Below are 21,033 nucleotides of genomic sequence, written 5' to 3' on the forward strand. Positions count from 1 at the left end.
CCGCCCCCGGGGGCGGGGTCCGGCCCGGCCCCGCCGCCCTCACCGCCGCCGTCTGCGCGGCGCTCGCCGCTGCCGGCGGGCCGCGGCCCGAGGGGGCCGTCTTCGTGGCGCTCGCGCCCGTGCTGGTGCTGCTGTCCCTCGTCGACCTCGCCGTGCACCGGCTGCCCGACGTGCTCACCCTCCCCCTGGCCGCGGCCTGCGCCGCACTGCTCGGCGCCGCCGCGCTGCTGCCCGGCGCCGCCGGGTCCTGGCGGCTCGCGCTGCTGGGCGGGCTCGCGCTCGGGGCCTCGTACCTCGTGCTGTTCCTGATCAACCCCGCCGGGATGGGGCTGGGCGACGTCAAGCTGGCGCTCGCCCTGGGGGTCGCTCTTGGGTGGTACGGGTGGGGGGTATGGGCGGCCGGGGCGTTCCTGGGGCTGCTCTACGGCGCCGTATACGGCCTCGGCCTGCTGCTGAGCGGCCGCGCGGGCCGTGACCAGGGGTTCGCGTTCGGCCCCTTCATGGCCGCCGGAGCCCTCACCGGAGTGCTGCTGGGCGGATTCGGAGCGTAATCGTTTTGCGGCAATGCACGCAGGACGCTTTACGAAGGGTTATGGTGGAACCCCCCCCTCGGGCCGGTCCGTATCCCCCCCACGGACCGGCCCGTTTTTCGTTCCACCCGCCCTCAGGGCAAAAACGCAGGTCAGCCGCGCTGGGCCCAGATGTTGGTGCCGGGGGTGGACACCGCGAAGGAGTCGATCTCCTTCAGCTCCTCCTCCGTGAGCGGCGCACCGGCCAGTGCGGCCACGTTCTCCTCCAGCTGCTTCACGCTCGACGCGCCGATCAGCGCGGAGGTCATCCGCTCGTCGCGCAGCACCCAGGTCAGCGCCAGCTGGGCCAGCGACTGGCCGCGGCGGGCCGCGATGTCGTTCAGGCCGTGCAGGCGGCGCACCACGTCCTGCGACAGCAGCGCCGGGTTCAGGGACTTGCCCGCGGCCGCCCGCGAGTCCTCCGGGATGCCCTGGAAGTACTTGCCGGTCAGCATGCCCTGCGCGAGCGGCGCGAAGGAGATGCAGCCCATGCCGGCCTCCTCCAGGGTGTCCAGCAGCGCGTCCTCCTCCGTCCAGCGGTTGATCATGGAGTACGAGGGCTGGTGGATCAGCGGGCGCACGCCCATGTCCGTCAGGATCCGCGCGGCCTCGGCCGTCTGCGCCGCCGTGTACGAGGACACGCCGACGTACAGCGCCTTGCCCTGCTGGACCGCGGACGCGAGCGCGCCCATGGTCTCCTCCAGCGGGGTCTGCGGGTCGAAGCGGTGCGAGTAGAAGACGTCGACGTAGTCCACGCCCATCCGCTTCAGCGAGGCGTCGAGCGAGCCGAGGAGGTACTTGCGGCTGCCCCATTCGCCGTACGGACCGGGGTGCATGAAGTAGCCGGCCTTGGTGGAGAGCACCAGCTCCTCGCGGTAGCGCGCGAAGTCCTGGGCGAAGATCTTGCCGAAGTTCAGCTCGGCGGAACCGGGCGGCGGGCCGTAGTTGTTGGCCAGGTCGAAGTGGGTCACGCCGAGGTCGAACGCGCGGCGCAGGATGGCGCGCTGGGACTCCAGGGACCGGTCGTCCCCGAAGTTGTGCCAGAGGCCCAGGGAGATCGCGGGGAGCTTGAGGCCGCTGCGACCCGTGTGCCGGTAGTGCATGGAGTCGTAACGCGAGGGCTCTGCCCGATAGGGATTGTTATCAGTCACGTTGTCCTTGCTATCACGGACTTGTGACAGGCCGAGTTGGGTACCCGATCCCGACGCGCAGTAATGTGGCGGACTCGGGGGAGACCGCAATTGGCACGGGGGCATTGCACGGAGGGGCTCGAAGATCGTGAAGCTGCGCGACCTGGTGTACAGGCTCTATGCACGCCGGGTGGAAGGCCGCCTCGACCATGACGCGTCGCCCAAGCACATCGGCGTCATCCTGGACGGGAACCGGCGCTGGGCGAAGGCGTCCGGAGGCACGACGGAGCAGGGCCACCAGGCCGGCGCCGACAAGATCTCCGAGATGCTCGGCTGGTGCACCGAGACGGACGTCGAGGTCGTCACCCTGTGGATGCTCTCCACGGACAACCTGGACCGGCCGGAGGTCGAGCTCCGGCCGCTGCTCAACATCATCGAGAACACGGTCCGCGGCCTCGCCGAGGACGGCCGCTGGCGCGTCCACCACGTGGGCAACCTGGACATCCTGCCCGCGCGGACCCAGACGGTGCTGAAGGAGGCCGAGCAGGCCACCCACGACATCGACGGGATACTGGTCAACGTCGCCGTGGGCTACGGCGGCCGCCAGGAGATCGCCGACGCGGTCCGCTCGCTCCTGCTGGAGCACGCCGAGAAGGGCACCTCCTTCGAGGAGCTCGCCGAGGTCCTGGACATCGACCACATCGCTGAGCACCTCTACACCCGCGGCCAGCCCGACCCCGACCTGGTGATCCGCACCAGCGGCGAGCAGCGGCTCTCCGGGTTCATGCTGTGGCAGAGCGCCCACTCGGAGTACTACTTCTGCGAGGTCTTCTGGCCGGCCTTCCGCAAGGTCGACTTCCTGCGCGCCCTGCGCGACTACGCCGCCCGCCACCGGCGCTACGGCACCTGACCGGAAGACACCCCCCGCCCCCTCGGCCTCTCGCGAACCCTTCACCAGGGGTTCACCGAGCGTCCGTCATATGCCATGGCATGGCACCGCACGTTCGAGGGCATAACCCAGGCAGGTCGACGCCCGATCCACGGGTGTCGAGTCTCAGCGGACGGCACAGGGCCGTCCGCCCGGGAGGCCCTTTGCACCAGGACGCGCGTGCGGTTCGCACGGACGGATTGGAGGGCCGGAACTCGGCCCTGGCACTGGCGCCGATGACCGGTCCGGTCTTCATGGCCCGACCTCTTCCGAGGGGGTACGTCCTTCCGTGGTGACCAGCACAAAGCGCCGCCTGCCCGACAGGCGGACCTACGTCCTCGACACCAGCGTCCTGCTGGCCGACCCCAACGCGTTCTCCCGCTTCGACGAGCACGAGGTCGTGCTCCCGATCGTGGTGATCACCGAGTTGGAGGCCAAGAGGCACCATCCCGAACTCGGCTACTTCGCCCGTCAGGCCCTGCGCCTGCTCGACGACTTCCGGGTCCGCTACGGTCGCCTCGACGCCCCCATCCCGCTGGGGGATCTGGGCGGCAGCCTGCGCGTCGAGCTCAACCACTCCGACCCCGGCGTCCTGCCGGCGGGCTTCCGGCTCGGTGACAACGACTCGCGGATCCTCGCGGTCGCCCGCAACCTCCAGGCCGAGGGCTACGACGTCACGGTCGTCTCGAAGGATCTCCCGCTGCGCATCAAGGCCTCCTCCGTGGGGCTGCTCGCCGAGGAGTACCGCGCGGAGCTCGCCATCACCGATGCCGGCTGGACCGGCATGAGCGAGCTCGCCCTGTCGGGGGAGCAGGTGGACCTCCTCTACTCCGAAGAGCGGCTCCACGTCCCCGAGGCCACGGAACTGCCCGTGCACACCGGGCTGGTCCTCCAGTCCGAGCGCGGCAAGGCCCTGGGCCGGGTCACGGCCGACGGCAACGTCAAGCTCGTACGGGGCGACCGCGAGGCCTTCGGGCTGCACGGGCGCAGCGCCGAGCAGCGCATCGCCCTGGACCTGCTCCTCGACCCCGAGATCGGGATCATCTCGATGGGCGGCCGGGCCGGCACCGGAAAGTCGGCGCTGGCGCTGTGCGCGGGCCTGGAAGCGGTGCTGGAGCGCAGGCAGCACCAGAAGGTCATGGTCTTCCGCCCGCTGTACGCGGTCGGCGGCCAGGAACTCGGCTACCTGCCCGGAGACGCGACCGAGAAGATGAGCCCCTGGGCGCAGGCCGTCTTCGACACCCTCTCGGCGGTCGCCGGGCGCGAGGTCATCGAGGAGGTGCTCGGGCGCGGGATGCTGGAGGTGCTGCCGCTCACGCACATCCGCGGCCGGTCGCTGCACGACGCGTTCGTCATCGTGGACGAGGCCCAGTCCCTGGAGCGCAACGTCCTGCTGACCGTTCTGTCCCGGATCGGCGCCAATTCGCGGGTCGTTCTCACTCATGACGTGGCCCAGCGCGACAATCTGCGCGTCGGCCGGTACGACGGAGTGGTCGCCGTCGTTGAGAAGCTGAAGGGGCATCCGCTCTTCGCCCACGTGACGCTGACCCGCTCCGAGCGCTCCCCGATCGCCGCACTGGTGACGGAGATGCTGGAGACCCTCTAGGAGGGAACGGGGTAAAACCCCCATAGCGGGACGGTCAGTTGGCGCCGCCCGGCAAAGGCGCAGAGCCTAGTCGGGCGGCGCCCTGCTGCACAGGCGTTTTCCCGAATCACCGGCATCACAGCAGGTGTGACCTTTCACACGCAACGCGGAATTGCCTTGCGGCGTCGAGGTCCGGCAGAGTCTGGTTTCCGTCAGGCCCCGCATACGGCATACCTGTATCTCCGTTCGAGATGCGCGCAGTACGTACAACTCCACAGCCGATGTCCGTATGCCGCCCGGTACAGCCGGCAGCCCCCGGAAGGGAGTTGCCCACGGGCCAGCGTCTCCTGTGACCTCAACACCACGGAGACCAGTGTCGAGGGGCACTCTCGCGGCCGCGCGGTCACTGCGGACGCTGCTGGAAGGACACCGTGTGAGCCGGATCTCGGTCCGGGGGTTCGCAGTGGCTTCGGCCACCGCGGTCACCACCGTCGGCGCAGTCGTGGGCGTCGCCACTGGCGACGCCGCCTCCAACGACATCGAGACGACCGCTTCCGGCGCGACTCTCCTCACCGACCTGCCGGTCGGCGAGCAGGCCCAGGTCCAGAGCGCCACCCTGGCGCAGCAGGCCGACAGCATCGCCCACGCCGCCGACGCCGACGCCAAGCGCTCGGTGGAGGAGGCCGCCCGCATCCAGGCCGCCGAGGACGCCAAGTCCAAGAAGGCGGAGGCCGAGAAGGCCGAGGCCGAGAAGGCGAAGAAGGCGGAGGCCGACGCCAAGCTCAAGGAGCAGCGCGAGGGCGAGGGCGAGGTCGCCAGCCGGTCCGCGGCCCGCGACGCCGGCGACTTCCCGGTCCAGGGCTCCTACACGGTCGCCCAGGTCAAGGACATCGCCCGGCAGCTGGTCCCCGCGGGCCAGTTCCAGTGCTTCTCGAACATCATCAACCAGGAGTCCACCTGGAACTACAAGGCCGTCAACTCCTCCTCGGGAGCCTACGGTCTGGTCCAGGCGCTCCCCGGTTCGAAGATGGCCTCGGCCGGCTCCGACTGGCGCACCAACCCGGCCACGCAGATCAAGTGGGGCCTCGGCTACATGAACGAGCGCTACGGCAGCCCGTGCAGCGCCTGGAGCTTCCACCAGGCCAACGGCTGGTACTAGAGCCCTGGCATAGCGCCCGCGCACAACCTCGGGGAACCCCGCACCGTCCGACGGTGTGGGGTTCCTCGCGTGTACGGTCGTGCGAGGCGTCACCACTGGGCGGGGGAAAGGAACGACATGGCGAAGAGGGCAGGCTGGCTCGGCCGGCTCGGCAGCAGACTGAGCCGGATGGAGGCGGCCCTGCACGAACGGCGGGCCGAGGTCGAGGCGGAGGCCGCCGGCGAACCGCCGCTGCCCGCCTCCGCCTCCGCTTCCGCCTCGGCTCCCGTTCCCGCCTCCGCTCCCGCTTCCGCCTCCGCCGCGTCGGCGGCGGCCCAGGGCGCGGTGGAGCCGGCCGTGCCCGCGGCGGTGCAGCCGCCCGCGCGGCCCGACCCGGTGACCGTCATCCCGTGGGGGGTGCGGGTCGCCGCCGAGGCGAGCTGGCGGCTGCTGATGCTCGCCGGGATGCTCTGGGTCCTGATGAAGGTGATCAGCGAAGTCCGGCTGGTCGTCCTCGCCTTCGCGGCCGCCCTGCTCGTCACCGCGCTGCTCCAGCCGTTCGTGGTGCGGCTGCGCAGGCTCGGCCTGCCGCGCGGGCTCGCCACGGCCGTCACGGCGATCCTCGGCTTCGTCGTCATCGGGCTGGTCGGCTGGTTCGTCGTCTGGCAGGTCATGGAGAACCTCGACGACCTCTCCAACCGGCTCCGCGAGGGCATCAACGAGCTCAAGAGCTGGGCACTGGACAGTCCGTTCCACGTGACCGAGAAGCAGATCAACGACATCGCGAAGAACCTCAGCGAGACGATCGGCACCAACACCGAGGAGATCACCTCCGCCGGCCTCCAGGGCGTGACGGTCCTCGTCGAGGTGCTGACGGGCATGCTGCTCGCGATGTTCTCGACGCTCTTCCTGCTCTACGACGGCAAGAGGATCTGGACCTGGGTGCTGGGCCTCGTCCCGGCCGCCGCCCGCCCCGGTGTCGCGGGCGCGGGCCCGCGCGCCTGGCGCACGCTGACCGCGTACGTGCGCGGCACGGTGCTCGTCGCGCTGATCGACGCCGTGTTCATCGGCCTCGGGCTGTACTTCCTCGACGTGACGATGGCAGTGCCGCTGGCCGTGTTCATCTTCCTGTTCGCCTTCATCCCGCTCGTCGGCGCCGTGATCTCCGGGGCGCTCGCCGTGGTGGTGGCGCTGGTGACGCAGGGGCCCGTCATCGCGCTCGCGGTGCTGGGCGTGGTGCTGGCGGTCCAGCAGATCGAGGGGCACGTGCTCCAGCCCTTCATCCTCGGCCGGGCCGTACGGGTCCACCCGCTCGCGGTGGTGCTCGCGGTGGCGGCCGGCGGGATGGTCGCGGGCATCGGCGGGGCCGTCGTCGCGGTGCCGCTGGTGGCCGTCACCAACACCGTGGTGGTCTACCTGAGGGCCTATTCGCGCGAGCGGCACCACGCGGCCGTCGCCGCCACGGGTCCGGGCCCGCACGGGGCCACGGCGGTGCGGGCCGCAGCGCTGGAGGCCGGGGATGATCAGCGAGCCTGAGCTCGACGGGGACTGGGCCGACGCCTCCCCGGCCGAACTCGCGGGCCCGCCCGCGCGGCCCGGCGGCCGGGAGGCGCGCGGCCGCGCCCCCTGGCTCTGGGCCCTGGGCGGGGCCGTGCTGGCCTCCGCCGTGTGGGCCGGGGCGCTCGTCGTGCAGGAACGTCACGCCGCCGCCGGGCCGCCGATCGCGTACCGGCAGAGCGAGCAGCTGTGCGGGGAGGTCCCGCTGAAGGCCGTCGGAGCCGTGACCGGGAACCTGGGCGTGGGCATGCCGAGCCACGGCGAGAGCCCGGCGCTGGACTGGTCGCACTGCTACTCCGTGGGAGGGCGGGACGGCCGGCTGCCCACCCACGACGCACAGGTGCTGGTCGAGCTGCACCGCAAGACCGACCCCGGGCCGGAGTTCGGCTCCGGACCGGTCCTCAACCTGAACATGCGCTCCCCGTCCGTCCAGCCGGAGCAGGTCCCCGGTCTCGGCGAGCGGGCCCTGTTCTCCGGGGAGGAGTCCGCGCCCCGGCTCCAGGTGCTCGACGGCGGGGCGGTCTTCACCATGCGGGTCCAGTGGTGGGGCGGCCAGGACGGCGAGGGCGGAGACCTCGACGAGAACGCCGTCAAGGCGGCGATGGTCGAGGACGTGCGCGCGCTGATGGCCCGGCTGCGCAAGAAGTAGGCCGCGAACGCGAAGTGCCCCCGCCGCCCTGAAGGGCAGCGGGGGCACGGTGGCGCGTACGAGCACCCCTGGGGGTGACTACTCGGCGGCCAGGGCCGCTTCCGCGTCGAGGGTGACGGCGACGGCCTGGATCACCGAGGCGATCTTGAAGGCCTCCTGGACCGTCTCGCGGTCGACGCCCGCCTTGCGCAGGACCTGCTCGTGCGAGTCCAGGCACTGGCCGCAGCCGTTGATCGCGGAGACCGCGAGCGACCACAGCTCGAAGTCGACCTTCTCCACGCCCGGGTTGCCGATGACGTTCATCCGCAGGCCCGCGCGCAGCGTGCCGTACTCCGGGTCGGAGAGCAGGTGGCGCGTCCGGTAGAAGACGTTGTTCATCGCCATGACCGCGGCGGCGGACTTGGCGGCGCCGTACGCCTCCGGGGACAGCGCGGCCTTGGCCTCCGGCTCCAGCTCACGCAGGACGCGCGGGGAGCGGGCGGCGATCGCGCAGGACAGGACGGTGCCCCACAGCTGCTGCTGGGTCAGGGTGTCCTGGTTGCCGATGACCGAACCGAGGTTCAGCTTCAGGTCCTTGGCGAAGTCCGGTATGGCCGACTTCAGGGTGTCGAGGGACATCCGTCACTCACCGGCCAGCAGGGCGCCGGCGTTCAGGGTGTCGTCGCCCTTGTTCCAGTTGCAGGGGCACAGCTCGTCGGTCTGCAGGGCGTCGAGGACCCGCAGGACCTCCTTGGGGTTACGGCCCACGGAACCGGCGGTCACCATGGCGAACTGGATCTCGTTGTTCGGGTCGACGATGAAGACCGCGCGCTTGGCGAAGCCGTCCTCGCCCTCGACGCCGCAGGCCTGCATCAGGTCGTGCTTGACGTCGGCCAGCATCGGGAAGGGCAGGTCACGCAGGTCGGCGTGGTCCTTGCGCCAGGCGTGGTGGACGTACTCGGAGTCGCCGGAGACGCCGAGGATCTGCGCGTCGCGGTCCGCGAACTCGTCGTTCAGCTTGCCGAACGCGGCGATCTCGGTCGGGCAGACGAAGGTGAAGTCGGCAGGCCAGAAAAACACCACGCGCCACTTGCCCTCGTAGGACTTGTGGTCGATCTGCGCGAACTGCTTGTCGGCGTCGAGGGAGACGCAGGCGGTCAGATCGTAGGTGGGGAACTTGTCACCGACAGTGAGCACACTGACTCCTTGCAGAGCGGAAAGGGGCCCTTTTGGGGGCTTTCCGAAGGGGTTGGACGGTCTCACATGCTGGCACAGTGGCATTGATCGCGGAAATCGCAAAGGGTGGTCGCGCTGATCAGGCTTCCCTATCAATGGAGGTCAGCCGCCGCAGAAGGTCCTGGCGGCCAGCGCGGCGCCGTTGGCGTAGCCCCGCTGGTAGTCGGCGTCGAGCTCGCGCAGGTCGTTCGGCGGCTTGGCGCCGCAGTCGGCCTTCACCGCCTGGAACCCCTTCCTGAAGCCCTTGTCGTACTGCTCGTCCCCGCCCGTCCCGGCGGCCCGGTCGCCCTCCGGGGCGCGGGCACCGGCCGCGACCGCGTACGACCCGGCCGCCGGCGCGCCCGGTACGGCGTGGGACGCGGCCACCGGCCCCAGGAGCAGCGGCGCGGCCGCCAGCGGGGTCAGGACGGCGGTACGCAAGAGCCTGTTCATGATCGCCTCCCGGGCGCGGGCCCCGGCCGGGCCCTCCTCGCCCTGCCTCCACTCTCACGCGCCAGGCCGTGGCCCGCAGCGCACACGGCCTACGCTGGTGGCAGGTGATCGGAGGTACCTATCAGTGGCTGTCGGCAACAGGGGAGCGAAGCAGGCGACGCTCGCACAGCTGCGGGCGTTCGCCGCCGTCGCCGAACACCTGCACTTCCGGGACGCTGCCGCGGCGATCGGCATGAGCCAGCCCGCGCTCTCCGGCGCCGTCTCCGCACTGGAGGAGGCCCTCGGCGTCCAGCTGCTGGAGCGCACCACCCGCAAGGTGCTGCTCTCCCCGGCCGGCGAGCGGATCGCCGCCCGGGCCAGGACGGTCCTCGACGCCATGGGCGGGCTGCTGGAGGAGGCCGAGGCGGTACGGGCCCCCTTCACCGGCATCATGCGGCTCGGGGTGATCCCCACGGTCGCCCCCTACCTGCTGCCGACCGTGCTCGGGCTGTTCCACCGGCGCTACCCCCGGATGGACCTCCAGGTGCACGAGGAGCAGACCTCCTCGCTGCTGGAGGGACTGGCCGGAGGGCGGCTCGACCTGCTGCTGCTCGCGGTGCCGCTCGGCGTCCCCGGGGTCACCGAACTGCCCCTCTTCGACGAGGACTTCGTCCTGCTCGCCCCCCGCGAGCACCCGCTCGCCGGGAGGCGCGACATCCCGCGCGAAGAACTGCGCGACCTGCGGCTGCTGCTCCTCGACGAGGGGCACTGCCTGCGCGACCAGGCCCTCGACATCTGCCGGGAGGCGGGCCGGGCCGACGGGGCCGCCGTCACCACGACCGCCGCGGGGCTGTCCACCCTCGTACAACTGGTCGCCGGGGGACTGGGCGTGACCCTGTTGCCGCGCACCGCGCTGCGGCTGGAGACCGCGCGCAACGAGTACCTGGCCACCGGCTACTTCGCCGAGCCCGCGCCCTCCCGGAGGATCGCGCTGGCCATGCGGACGGGGACCGCCCGGCAGGAGGAGTTCCGGGCCATCGCGGCGGCCCTGCGCGAGGCCGTACGCCCGCTCCCGGTCTGGCCGGCGGAGTAGGGCGTACGGCCCTGCGCGCTACTCCGTACGCAGTCCGTCCGGGCGCATCATGCGCAGCAGCGGCGGCAGGCTGAGCAGGGTGACCGCCGCGACCAGCCCCGCGCCCGTGCCGGTCAGCAGGAGCACCTGGCTCCACTCGACCCGCACCGGGACGTGCGCCATGCCCATCAGCACCGAGCCCAGCCCGATGCCGGCGCCCGCCGCCAGGACCAGCCCGAGGGCCACCGGCAGGGCCGTCTGCCAGAGCACCGACAGGCACAGCGTCGAGCGCCTGGTCCCGAAGGCGACCAGGGCCGCGAGCAGCCTCCTGCGCTCGCGCAGCTGCTCCAGCTGGCCGACCAGCAGGCTGGTGCCGATCAGGACCAGGACCCCGGTCGCGCCGAAGAACAGCCCGGCGCGGATGCCGGAGAAGGCGCGCTGCTCCTGCGTGGACCGCAGGGTCGCCGCCGTGGCCAGCGGGTCCGCCTTGAAGACGGCGGTGCGCACCCGCTCCAGCGCGTCCGGCGCGGAGTCGTCGAGCTGCACGTAGACCTGCGCGAACTGGGCGCGCCCCATGTCCTTCGGCGCGGCGGAGGGGGTGGCCAGCAGGCCGGCGCGGAGCACGCCCGTCGGGTCCTCGCGGGGGCGGACGGTACGGGCGTCGGCCGGGACGGTCCACTCGACGGTCTTCCCGCCCAGGCGGGCCGAGTCGTCGGGGGAGATCCTGACGTCGCCCGCGAAGACCCGGTCCCCGGGCGCGACGGCCGCTTCCAGCGGGCCGCCGGAGAGGACGAAGACGTCACCGTCCCGGCAGGGGCCGAGCTCCGCGACCTCGGCGAGCGCCTGGCAGGTGCCGATGGTCAGGTCGGGCGCGCCGGGGGAGGGGACCTGCCGGGCGAGGCCCACGGTGTTCAGCGGGACGGCGCGGGTGACGCCCGGGGTCTCGGCGATCCGGCGGCCGAGGTCGTCGAGACGGGACTCGGTGCCGCCGTGCAGCATGACCGCGACCGAGGCCCGGGACGGGTCCTGCCCGGTCTCCTCGGTGACCTCGCCCGCGACGCCCGAGAAGAGCATCTGGAGGGCGATGGCCCCGGCGACGGCCACGGCGATGCCGTTGACGAGGCGGGCGGAGGGACCGCCGGCGACCTGGAGGCGGCGGACCGCGAGCTGCCAGGAGACGGGCCCGCCGCGCAGCCGGCCGACGCAGCGCTCCAGCAGCCAGGGGAGCAGGGCGGTGACCCCGACCAGCAGCAGCACCACGCCGCCGCTGACCTGCCACTGGTTGAACCGGCCGCCGCCGTTGCCGCGGCCCGCCAGCGGCAGGAGCAGCCCGAGCCCGCCCAGCGGCAGCAGCAGCCGCCACCACACGCGGCGGCCGCGCGGCGCGGCCGTCCGCAGGACGCCCAGCGGCTCGATGACGACCCCGCGCAGCGTGAACAGGGTCACGGCCACGGCCGCGGCCGGCACGGCGAGGGCCGTCAGGGCGACCAGCCCCGGCGCGGGGGCCAGGTCGGCCGGGAAGACGCTGCGCCCGCTCAGGGAGAGGGAGCCGGCCAGCCGGCGGCCGGCCAGGAAGAACACGGAGCCCAGCAGCAGCCCGGCCACCGCCCCGGCCAGCGCCTCGCCGGCCGCGATCCGGCGGACGGTCCGCCCGTCGGCACCGACCAGGCGCAGCGCGGCGAGCCGCTGGTCGCGCCGCTCCCCGCCGGAGCGGACGGCGGCGGCGATGAACACGGCGACCGGCAGCAGCAGGGCGACGAAGGTCAGCAGGACCGTGAGCATCAGCACCGGGCTGAGCTCCGGGCGCCTGGGATCGGGGGCGAAGCCGGTGACGCGCTGGACGCGGAGCTCGCCGGGTCCGGTGGCGGGAAGGCTGTCGGTGCCCCGGTAGAAGGCGAGCTCGGCCGGGCCCGTCAGGCCGGCGTCGCCGATGACCCCGCCGATCCCGCCGTCGAGGCGTTCGCGCAGCAGCGTGCCGTCGGCGGAGCGCAGCAGGTCGCGCAGGGCGGGGGAGACGACCAGTTCACCGGGGGCGGGGAAGGCCTTCAGCCCCGGCGGGAGCGGGGCGTCGGGGCCCTCCGGCTCCAGCAGCCGGCCCTCGATGTCATGGCCGCGGTACGTCATGTCGGCCCGGGCTATCAGCAGGGTGTCGCGTCCCGGCGCCGCGGCCGTGGGGGCGCCCAGCAGGGAGCGGGCGTCGCCGCGCTGCCCCCGGGCGGCGAGCGCCCCCGGAACGGCCGTGCCGATCAGCAGCAGGGCGACGCCGAGGCCGACGCCGACGCCGGTGAAGAGGGTGCGCAGCCGGCCTTCGCGGCCGCCGCCGAAGGCGAACCGGACGCCCATGGAGAGGTCCCGGGACCAGGCCTGGAGCGCGCTCATACGATCGGCTCCATGTCGCGGGAGCGGCCGTCGCGCACGACGATCTCGCGGTCGGAGTACGCGGCGACGCGGGTCTCGTGCGTGACGAGGACGACGGCGGTGTTCGCCGACCGTGCGGCCTCGGTGAGGAGCTGCATCACCAGTTCGCCGTTGAGGGAGTCCAGGGCGCCCGTGGGCTCGTCCGCGAAGACCACCCGGGGTCCGGTGACCAGGGCCCGGGCCACGGCCACCCGCTGGCCCTGGCCGCCGCTGACCTCGCCGGGGCGCTTGGCGGCGAGGTCCTCGACCTGGAGCCGCTCCATCCAGCGCAGCGCGGTCCCCTCGGCCTCCTTGCGCCGGGTCCCCGCCAGGCGCAGCGGCAGGGCCACGTTCTCCACGCAGGTCAGCTCGGGGACGAGCCGGCCGAACTGGAAGACGAAGCCGAACTCGCCGCGGCGCAGGGCGCTGCGCTCGGCGTCGTTCATCGCGGACAGCTCGCGGCCGGCGTAGGTGACGGTGCCGGAGTCGGGGGTGACGATCCCCGCGAGGCAGTGCAGCAGCGTCGACTTGCCGGAGCCCGAGGGGCCCATGACGGCGACGACCTCGCCGGGGTGGATGGAGAACCCGGCGCCGTCCAGGGCCTTGGTGGACCCGTACGACTTGCACAGGTCCGCGGCGGCGAGCAGGGTGCCGGCCGGGGTCATCGGCGTACCTCCCGGGCGAGCTGGTCCAGGCGGGCGGCGGTGAGCTCCAGCCAGCGCAGGTCGGCCTCCAGGTGGAACAGGGCGTGGTCGCAGACCAGTTGGTCGGCGATGTCGCCCTTGCGCTTGCGCTGGGTCAGGATGCGCATCAGCCGCAGGTGCTCGGCGCGCTGGGTGTCGAGGAGCTCGTTGGCGCTGCGGTGGGTGAGCAGCGCCAGGACCACCTTGGTGTACAGGGTCGACTGGAGGTACGGCTCGGGCTTCTCGGGCTGGGAGAGCCAGTGCTCGACGTCGGTGATGCCGGCGTCGGTGATCGCGTACCGCTTGCGTTCGGGACCGCCGCCGCTCTCGACCCCGTCGACCTCGACGAGGCCGTTCTTCAGGAGCCGGGACATGGTCGAGTAGACCTGCCCGTAGGCGAGGGGGCGGTCGTGGCCGAAGGACTCGTCGAAGGCGCGCTTGAGGTCGTAGCCGTGGCGCGGGCCGGCCTCCAGGAGGCCGAGCAGGGTGTGGCCGATGGACATGCCGCGACTATACACGGCGTGTATACGCGTGGTGTATAGCTCGCTGACGTGCGGATAGGCGGAGCGTGCATGCCGAAGGCCCGCCGACGGGGGGTCGGCGGGCCGAGTGGAACCGCGGGGTCGTACGGCTCAGGAGTCCGGTGCGTTGCGCGGGCGGCCGCGCGGGGGGATCGGGGCGGCGCCGCCGGGGAGCCGGCCCGCCTCGGACAGGGCCCTGCGCAGCAGGAACTCGATCTGCGCGTTCGTGCTGCGCAGCTCCTCGCCGGCCCAGCGCGCGAGGGCGTCGTACACCTGCGGGTCGAGCCGCAGCAGCACCTGCTTGCGCGCCTGCCGTGCCGCCCGGGCGGGCTTGCCCTCGGCCGGACCCGGGGCGGAACCGGAACCCGGGCCGGAGCCGGAGCCGGAACCCGGGCCGGAGCCGGAACCCTGGCCCTGGGGGCCGCCGGGGCGGGGAGCGGCGGCGGGGGTCACTGGTAGAGGGTGCCCGTGTTGATGACCGGCGTGGCCGCGCGGTCGCCGCAGAGCACCACCATCAGGTTGGAGACCATGGAGGCCTTGCGCTCCGGGTCCAGGTCCACGATGTCCTCCTCGGCCAGCCGGGTCAGGGCGAGCTCCACCATGCCCACCGCGCCCTCGACGATCTGCTTGCGGGCCGCCACGACCGCGCCCGCCTGCTGGCGCTGGAGCATCGCGGAGGCGATCTCCGGAGCGTACGCGAGATGCGTGAAGCGGGACTCGATGATCTCCACGCCCGCCGCCTCGACCCGGGTCGCCAGCTCGGCCGCGAGTTTCTCGGTGATCTCCTCGGCGTTCCCGCGCAGCGACAGGCCGCCCTCGTCGTGGGCGTCGTAGGGGTACTCGATGGCGATGTGCCGGACCGCCGCCTCGGTCTGGGTCTCGACGAACTCGGTGAAGTCCTCGACCTCGAAGACGGCGCGCGCGGTGTCGGCGACCTTCCACACCACGACCGCCGCGAGCTCGATGGGGTTGCCGTAGGCGTCGTTGACCTTGAGGACGGCCGTCTCGTGGTTGCGCACCCGGGTGGAGATCTTCTGGCGCGAGGTCAGCGGGTTGACCCAGCGCAGGCCGTCCGTGCGGACCGTGCCCCGGTAGCGGCCGAACAGCTGGACCACCCGGGCCTCGCCCGGGGCCACCGTGTTGAGGCCGGTCATCGCGAGGATCGAGCCGAGGAACAGCAGGAAGCCCAGCGGGATCAGGGCCGCCTTGGCCGCCGTCGCGTCCGACACGGCGGCGAGCGCCAGCAGGCCCGCCCCGGCCGCCACGCCCGCCAGTCCGAGCAGCAGGGCGGGTCCGCCGCCGACGCTGCGCGCCGTGAACTCCCGTACCCCATCCGGTCGCGCGTCCGCTGCGTTTGTCATGGAATGCCCCCGTTTGGTCAGTTGTGTCCGGCCGCCGTCGACCGCAGCGCCCTATCAAAGTGATATCACTTTTTGCGGACACCGCAACCCTTCCGGCATCGTGGGCGTCGGTTCCATCGGAGTGGGTGCTGATTCTCACGTCCGAATTGACCGGTATTGATCTGGGTTGATCAAACTTTGTCACAGCCTGCGGTGTTAGTTTTCTGAGCTGACGTCGGGGGGGTTAATCGAGCGGAGCGGGAGCGATGGGCCGAGCAGATGCGCGACGGGCGCAGCAGCAACGCGGTGCGCGGAATGCGCCGAGCGGGCGCGCCGGCGGGCGCGCGGGCAAGGCGACGAAGAAGCGCAGCGGCATACGTCGCTTCCTCAACTGGAAGACTCTGCTGGGGACTTTCCTCGGCGGCATCCTCCTCCTGGTGGTCGCGGGCGTGGCCCTCTACTTCTCCGTGGACGAGCCGAACGACCCGAACAAGACCGCGACGCTCCAGAGCAACACGTACAAGTACGCCGACGGTTCGATCATGGCCCGCACCGGCGACATGAACCGCGAGATCGTCCCGATCGACAAGGTCCCCGAGGACGTCCGCACCGCGTTCATCGCGATCGAGAACAAGACCTTCTACAAGGACCGCGGCGTCGACGTCATGGGCGTGTTCCGCGGCCTCGCCAACACGGTCCGCGGCAAGGGCACGGCCGGCGGCTCGACGATCACCCAGCAGTACGTCAAGAACTACTACCTGACCCAGGACCAGTCGCCGACGCGCAAGCTGCGGGAGCTGGTCATCTCCCTCAAGGTCGACCAGCGGATGGAGAAGAACGACATCCTCGCCGGTTACCTGAACACCAACTTCTACGGCCGCAACGCGTACGGCATCCAGGCCGCCGCCCAGGCCTACTACGGCGTCGACTCCGACAAGCTGACCCTGGAGCAGGGCGCGTACCTCGCCGCCGTCATCCAGGCCCCCAGCCAGTACGACTGGGCGACCGCCGGCCCCAACGGCAAGCGCCTCGTGATGATCCGCTTCAACGCCGTCCTCGACAACATGGTCGAGATGGGCAAGCTGGACGAGGCCAAGCGCAAGACCCTGAAGTTCCAGGAGCCGATCAAGCCCAAGCCCCGTCCGGGCATGGACGGCCAGAAGGGCTACCTCATCCAGGCCGCCGAGGCCGAGATGAACCGGCAGGGGATCAAGGACGCCGAGATCAACGCCGGCGGCTGGACGATCACCCTCGCCATCGACAAGAAGAAGCAGGCCGCGCTGGAGAAGGCCGTCCAGGACGAGCTGGAGTCCAAGCTCGACCGCAAGGACACCAAGAACCGGCCCCAGGACCAGAGCGTCCAGGCCGGCGCCACCTCCGTCGACGCCAAGACCGGCCACATCGTCGCCATGTACGGCGGCGTGGGCCTGACGGAGAAGGCGGCGAGCAACGCGCTGCGCTCCGACTTCCAGCCGGGCTCGACCTTCAAGCCGATCGTGCTGGCCTCCGCCCTGGAGAACGGGTCCAAGACCCAGGACGGCCGCCCGATCAACCCGAGCACCCTCTACGACGGCACCAGCAAGCGCGCCGTGGTCGGCAGCGACACCCCGTTCGCCCCGCAGAACCAGGACAACGAGAACTACGGCGACCCGATGATCTCGGTCCAGGAGGCCACCAACTCCTCCGTGAACTCGGTGTACGCGCAGATGATCGTGGACGCCAAGCCCGTCAACGTGAAGAAGACCGCCCTCTCCATGGGCATGACCGACCGCCCGGGCTGGCCGCAGACGAGCCCCGCCATGTCGCTCGGCACGATGAGCGCCAACACCGTCGAGATGGCCGCCGTCTACGCCACCCTCGACAACCACGGCAAGAAGGTCACCCCGAGCATCATCAAGAAGGCCGAGCACAAGGACGGCGAGTTCAAGCCCGTCACCCCCATCGGCTCCCAGGTGCTCACCAGCACCACCGCCGACACCGTGACCAAGGTCCTCACCGGCGTCGTCGAGAACGGCTCCGGCAAGGCCGTCCGCAGCTCCGCCTACGAGGCCGCCGGCAAGACCGGTACCACCGAGTCCAACGTGGCCGCCTGGTTCACCGGCTACACCCCGGAACTGGTCACCGTCGTCGCGATGTTCGGCGAGGACCCCAACACCCACGGCCAGGTCACCCTGACCGGTACCGCCGGCAAGGGCCGCGCGGGCGGCTCCAGCTTCCCCGCGCAGATCTGGCAGGCGTACACGACGGCCGCGCTCAAGGGCACGACCACGGGCCAGTTCGACCTGGACGACGCCCGGATGGGCACCCCGGCGCCGTCCCGCGCCCCCAGCCCGTCGGCCACCCCCAGCGGCTCCGTCAGCCCGACGCCGTCCGGTTCCGGCAGCACCCGCCCGTCCGGCACCCCGGACCCCTCCGGCAGCTCCGGCGGCTCGACCCCGCCGACCGGCAAGCCCACGACGCCGACCGGTAAGCCCACGACGCCGACGGGCAAGCCGACCCCGCCGACGAAGGACCCGTCACCGCCCTTCCCGCCCTTCCCGAACGCGGAAGACAGGTAGGCGCGTACGACGACGGCCCCGCAGCACCAGCTGCGGGGCCGTCCCCGTTTGCGCGTACTCCGTGTACCGCGCGTCCTGCCGGCGGTCAGCGCCGCTCGTGCGGCCCCGGCAGCGGGAGTTCGAACCAGACCACCTTGCCGCTGCTCAGCCGGGTCGCGCCCCACCGCCGGGCGAGGCGGTTGACCAGGAACAGGCCGCGCCCGCCCTCGTCGGTGTCCCGGGCCCGCCGCTGCCGGGGCAGCTGCGGGGAGTCGTCGCCGACCTCGCAGCGCAGCACGTCCGTGCGCAGCAGCCGCAGCGTCACCGGCCGCTCCGCGTACCGGACGGCGTTGGTGACCACCTCGCTGACCAGCAGCTCCAGCGAGTCGCTCAGCTCCTCCAGCCCCCAGCGGGCCAGCGCGCGCCGGGCGAACCGGCGGGCCCGGCCCGGAGCGGTCTCCTCCGGGTCCAGGAACCAGTACGCCACGTCGCTGGGCGCGATGCCCTCGAAGCGGGCCGCGAGCAGCGCGATGTCGTCGTCCCGGTCGCCCGGGCCCAGCATGTCCAGCACGTCGTCGCAGAGGGCCTCCAGCGGCGGCGAGTGGTCCAGCCCGGTCAGCTGCGCGGTCGTCGCGAGGCGCTCGCGCAGCTGCTCGATGCCGGTCCACACGTCCCGCAGCCGGGACTCCACCAGCCCGTCCGTGTACAGCAGCAGGGTGGCCCCGGCCGGGGCGTCCAGCTCCACGGCCTCGAAGTCGACGCCGCCGACCCCGATGGGCGCGCCCGGCGGCACGCGCAGCACCTCGGCGCGGCCGCCCAGGTGCAGCAGCACCGGCGGCGGGTGGCCGGCGTTGGCGATGGTGATGCGGTGCGAGACCGGGTCGTAGACCGCGTACAGGCAGGTGGCCATCCGGTCGGAGCCGAGCCGCTGGGCCTGCTCGTCCAGGTGGTGCAGCACCTCGGCCGGCGGCAGGTCCAGCTGGGCCAGGGTCTGCGCGGTGGTGCGCAGCTGGCCCATGATCGCCGCGGAGGTCATGGAGTGGCCCATCACGTCGCCGACGACGAGCGCGACCCGGCTGCCGGGCAGCGGTATGGCGTCGTACCAGTCGCCGCCCACCCGGGCGGTCTCGGCGGCGGGCAGGTAGCGGGAGGCGAGGCGGACCCCGGTGGGCTGGGGGAGGCCGTCGGGCAGCATGGTGCGCTGGAGCTCGTCGGCGATGTACGCCTCGCGCCCGTAGAGCACGGCCTTGTCGATGCCGAGCGCGGTGTGCGTGGCCAGCTGCGCGGCCACCAGCAGGTCGTTCGTCTCGAACGCGTCCCGGTCCGGGGTGCGCAGGAACACCGCCGCGCCGATCACGCGCCGGCGACCCCGCAGCGGGGCCAGGATGGCCCGCTGGCCGCGCGGCACGGGATGGTCGGCGCCCAGCAGCTCCGGGAGCGCGTCCTTGGCCCCGGCGGCCGACCCGAAGACCGGCCGTACGCCGCGCAGCACCTCGGCGAGGGCCCCGCCGGGGCGGATCTCGCACAGCTCGGCCGCTGGCAGGTCACCCTGCGGGCCGACCAGGGGCAGCTGGCTGAAGTCGAGCTCGCCGGCGGTCCCCGCGGCCCCGGCGCCCCCGTCGGCGTCGGTCAGGTCGTCGATCGGCCGGAGCCGGTCGGTGCGGCGCAGCCTTAAAACGACCGGGCCGACGGGGCGCTCGTCGCCGACGGGCAGCGGGTCGCGCAGGTAGACGAGGATGGCGTCGGAGAACGTCGGCACGGTGGCCCGGCACAGGCCGAGCACGATCTCGTCGAGGTCGATGCCGCGGGCGATCCGGCGCGTGGCGGCGCCGACGAAGCGCAGCCGGTCGCCCTCGCGGCGGGCCACGCCGGCCTCGCCGAAGCCGGTGCCGGTGCCGGAACCGGAGCCCGCACCCGCGCCGGAGCCCGCACCCGCGCCGGAGCCCGTGAGCGGGACGGCCCGTACGGCCGTCGCGGCGGCCGCGTCGGCGGCCGGTTCGCCGGGTGCCCCGTCGGCCGGGGTGCGCCGGCCCGCGTTGCGCGCGGCCTCGCCGTCCCGGCCGCGCGCCGCGGCCGTGCCGGTGTCCGCGGGGCCGTGCCCGGAGCCCTCGCCGGTGGTGCCGCGCGGGCGCGGGAAGTCGGCATGCGTGCGTACGGCCTCGGCGGCCGCGATGGGGGCCTTGCCGTGGCCGAGCTCATCCGTACCTCCGCCGGAGGCGACGGTGGGCTGCGGGCCCTCCTGGGAGGTGGGGTACTCCGTCACGCGTGGAATTCCGTCCGTTTGCGCTCGATGTGCGCTGCACTCAACTCGGTCAGTCGCGGTATACCCGCTCAGCGGCGGGGGCACCATCACCCCCGGGTACCGCGTCCCGCTCGTTACCTTTCGCTCGCGTCGACCTCCGGTCAAGTCCCGGTCGCCGCAGGTCATTTACGGATGCCGGACCGGTGGGGCCCCTCGTGCACGACCTGCGGAGGACGATCCTACGTTTGACCCCCGGGGGCGCATCAAGGGTCTCATGAGGTCATATGCGCCGGGGTGCGGTCCCAGTCCTCGGGCAGAACCGGAACTCGCCATGTCGGATCGGGCCTCCAGTCCTGCCACCCGTCGCAGAACGGAGCACCCCAGGCCTTGACGACCTCCACCGCGGCCCGCCCCGCGTCCACCACCCGGCGCGCCCGGTCCTGGTCCATCAGCCCGATCCGCTGCGCCTGCGCGAACTCGTCCTCGTCCAGCCACTTCCAGGTGCGGTCCGGGTAGACCGCGATGTCCAGGAAGTGGTCCACCGAGTCGACCCCGCCGGCCCACCGGGTACGGGGCTCCTCCAGGTTGACGTACCAGTTCCGCAGGTGCCAGTCGTCGTCCCAGAACAGCCAGACCGACCACGGCTCCCCGGGCCGGGCCAGCTTCAGCACGCCGCCGCCGAACCAGCGCGAGCGCGCGGTGGTGCGCGGCGCGGTGTAGCGGGTGGCGAGCGGCTCCCGGTGCACCGGACTGCCGTCGGACAGCACGGGCTTGACGCATTCGGTGCCGGGCGCCATCCACACGGCGAGCAGCTCGTCGGTGTCGCGCACCACCGTCACCGGGCGGGCGATGTGGAACGGGCCGGCCCGCCCCGGGGCGTGGTCGCGGTAGCGCCAGAGGATCTGCTCCCCGGGCGCCCAGTGCCGCTCCGGCGCCGTGCCACCCGCGGCGGACCGCGCCGCGCCGCCCCCGGACCCCCCGTACGTACCTGTCATGCGCAGATCTTAGGGCTGCGGCCCCGCGAGATGCTGCGGTGCAGGTCACGGAGGTGTGCGGGGA

General features: G+C 72.5%; 19 protein-coding genes. 8 read left to right on the top strand and 11 right to left on the bottom strand.

Annotated features, from left to right (window positions below; all coding sequences use genetic code 11):
- The coding region (locus tag SSNG_RS22760; RefSeq protein WP_063749902.1) for an A24 family peptidase at window positions 1-551 on the top strand (551 nt) is incomplete at its 5' end.
- 131 nt (window positions 552-682) lie between these two features.
- Here SSNG_RS22760 and mgrA read toward each other — a convergent pair.
- Window positions 683-1,720, bottom strand: a complete 1,038-nt coding sequence (gene mgrA, locus SSNG_RS22765) for an L-glyceraldehyde 3-phosphate reductase (protein WP_007266247.1) — start codon at window positions 1,718-1,720, stop codon at window positions 683-685.
- A 127-nt stretch (window positions 1,721-1,847) separates the two neighbouring features.
- Here mgrA and SSNG_RS22770 point away from each other — a divergent pair, with 127 nt between their 5' ends.
- The 5 genes from SSNG_RS22770 (at window position 1,848) to SSNG_RS22790 (ending at window position 7,556) form a co-directional block, all read left to right on the top strand.
- On the top strand, window positions 1,848-2,609 hold the full coding sequence (locus SSNG_RS22770; protein ID WP_007266248.1) for an isoprenyl transferase: 762 nt from the start codon (window positions 1,848-1,850) through the stop codon (window positions 2,607-2,609).
- Between the two features lie 307 nt (window positions 2,610-2,916).
- The gene (locus tag SSNG_RS22775) at window positions 2,917-4,233 is read left to right on the top strand and encodes a PhoH family protein (RefSeq protein WP_007266249.1); all 1,317 of its coding nucleotides are present in this window, start codon (window positions 2,917-2,919) and stop codon (window positions 4,231-4,233) included.
- A 412-nt stretch (window positions 4,234-4,645) separates the two neighbouring features.
- A complete protein-coding gene (locus SSNG_RS22780; RefSeq protein WP_042801681.1) occupies window positions 4,646-5,371 on the top strand; it encodes a transglycosylase SLT domain-containing protein in 726 nt (241 codons plus the stop codon).
- Window positions 5,372-5,488: 117 nt separating this feature from the next.
- On the top strand, window positions 5,489-6,886 hold the full coding sequence (locus tag SSNG_RS22785; RefSeq protein WP_042801682.1) for an AI-2E family transporter: 1,398 nt from the start codon (window positions 5,489-5,491) through the stop codon (window positions 6,884-6,886).
- Complete coding sequence (locus SSNG_RS22790) at window positions 6,870-7,556, top strand: hypothetical protein (RefSeq protein ID WP_007266252.1); 687 nt, start codon at window positions 6,870-6,872, stop codon at window positions 7,554-7,556. Before SSNG_RS22785 ends, SSNG_RS22790 begins: the two co-directional genes overlap by 17 nt.
- A gap of 78 nt (window positions 7,557-7,634) precedes the next feature.
- Here the strand turns inward: SSNG_RS22790 and SSNG_RS22795 are convergent, their stop codons facing one another.
- The 3 genes from SSNG_RS22795 to SSNG_RS22805 all read right to left on the bottom strand — a co-directional run bounded on the left by SSNG_RS22795 (window position 7,635) and on the right by SSNG_RS22805 (window position 9,203).
- Window positions 7,635-8,174, bottom strand: a complete 540-nt coding sequence (locus tag SSNG_RS22795; protein ID WP_007266253.1) for an alkyl hydroperoxide reductase — start codon at window positions 8,172-8,174, stop codon at window positions 7,635-7,637.
- 3 nt (window positions 8,175-8,177) lie between these two features.
- Entirely contained in the window at window positions 8,178-8,732 is a 555-nt protein-coding gene (locus tag SSNG_RS22800) for a peroxiredoxin (RefSeq protein ID WP_007266254.1), read from the bottom strand.
- A gap of 141 nt (window positions 8,733-8,873) precedes the next feature.
- The gene (locus SSNG_RS22805; protein ID WP_007266255.1) at window positions 8,874-9,203 is read right to left on the bottom strand and encodes a hypothetical protein; all 330 of its coding nucleotides are present in this window, start codon (window positions 9,201-9,203) and stop codon (window positions 8,874-8,876) included.
- Between the two features lie 124 nt (window positions 9,204-9,327).
- Between SSNG_RS22805 and SSNG_RS22810 the strand changes: the two genes are divergently transcribed.
- Window positions 9,328-10,275: a hydrogen peroxide-inducible genes activator gene (locus SSNG_RS22810; RefSeq protein ID WP_007266256.1), complete on the top strand. Its 948-nt coding sequence runs from the start codon at window positions 9,328-9,330 to the stop codon at window positions 10,273-10,275.
- A gap of 18 nt (window positions 10,276-10,293) precedes the next feature.
- Here SSNG_RS22810 and SSNG_RS22815 read toward each other — a convergent pair whose 3' ends face one another.
- The 5 genes from SSNG_RS22815 to SSNG_RS22835 all read right to left on the bottom strand — a co-directional run bounded on the left by SSNG_RS22815 (window position 10,294) and on the right by SSNG_RS22835 (window position 15,216).
- Window positions 10,294-12,633 (bottom strand): ABC transporter permease, encoded by a 2,340-nt coding sequence (locus SSNG_RS22815; RefSeq protein ID WP_007266257.1) that lies wholly within the window; start codon window positions 12,631-12,633, stop codon window positions 10,294-10,296.
- Window positions 12,630-13,316 carry an ABC transporter ATP-binding protein gene (locus SSNG_RS22820; protein WP_007266258.1) on the bottom strand — a complete coding sequence of 229 codons (687 nt, stop codon included), beginning with the start codon at window positions 13,314-13,316 and terminating at the stop codon, window positions 12,630-12,632. The genes SSNG_RS22815 and SSNG_RS22820 overlap by 4 nt, the downstream gene beginning before the upstream one ends.
- Window positions 13,313-13,837: a PadR family transcriptional regulator gene (locus SSNG_RS22825; protein WP_007266259.1), complete on the bottom strand. Its 525-nt coding sequence runs from the start codon at window positions 13,835-13,837 to the stop codon at window positions 13,313-13,315. The genes SSNG_RS22820 and SSNG_RS22825 overlap by 4 nt, the downstream gene beginning before the upstream one ends.
- Before the next feature lie 129 nt (window positions 13,838-13,966).
- Window positions 13,967-14,152: a hypothetical protein gene (locus tag SSNG_RS40125; RefSeq protein ID WP_128637102.1), complete on the bottom strand. Its 186-nt coding sequence runs from the start codon at window positions 14,150-14,152 to the stop codon at window positions 13,967-13,969.
- A gap of 152 nt (window positions 14,153-14,304) precedes the next feature.
- A complete protein-coding gene (locus SSNG_RS22835; protein ID WP_042801683.1) occupies window positions 14,305-15,216 on the bottom strand; it encodes an SPFH domain-containing protein in 912 nt (303 codons plus the stop codon).
- 245 nt (window positions 15,217-15,461) lie between these two features.
- Here SSNG_RS22835 and SSNG_RS22840 point away from each other — a divergent pair, with 245 nt between their 5' ends.
- Complete coding sequence (locus SSNG_RS22840) at window positions 15,462-17,753, top strand: transglycosylase domain-containing protein (protein ID WP_007266262.1); 2,292 nt, start codon at window positions 15,462-15,464, stop codon at window positions 17,751-17,753.
- Window positions 17,754-17,838: 85 nt separating this feature from the next.
- On the opposite strand, the gene SSNG_RS22845 is transcribed toward SSNG_RS22840, so the two are convergent.
- Entirely contained in the window at window positions 17,839-19,995 is a 2,157-nt protein-coding gene (locus tag SSNG_RS22845) for an ATP-binding SpoIIE family protein phosphatase (RefSeq protein ID WP_007266263.1), read from the bottom strand.
- A 251-nt stretch (window positions 19,996-20,246) separates the two neighbouring features.
- Window positions 20,247-20,969, bottom strand: a complete 723-nt coding sequence (locus tag SSNG_RS22850; RefSeq protein WP_007266264.1) for a DUF402 domain-containing protein — start codon at window positions 20,967-20,969, stop codon at window positions 20,247-20,249.
- Window positions 20,970-21,033: the final 64 nt, after the last annotated feature.

The sequence above is a fragment of the Streptomyces sp. C genome (genome assembly GCF_000158895.1).
Lineage (GTDB): Bacteria > Actinomycetota > Actinomycetes > Streptomycetales > Streptomycetaceae > Streptomyces > Streptomyces racemochromogenes.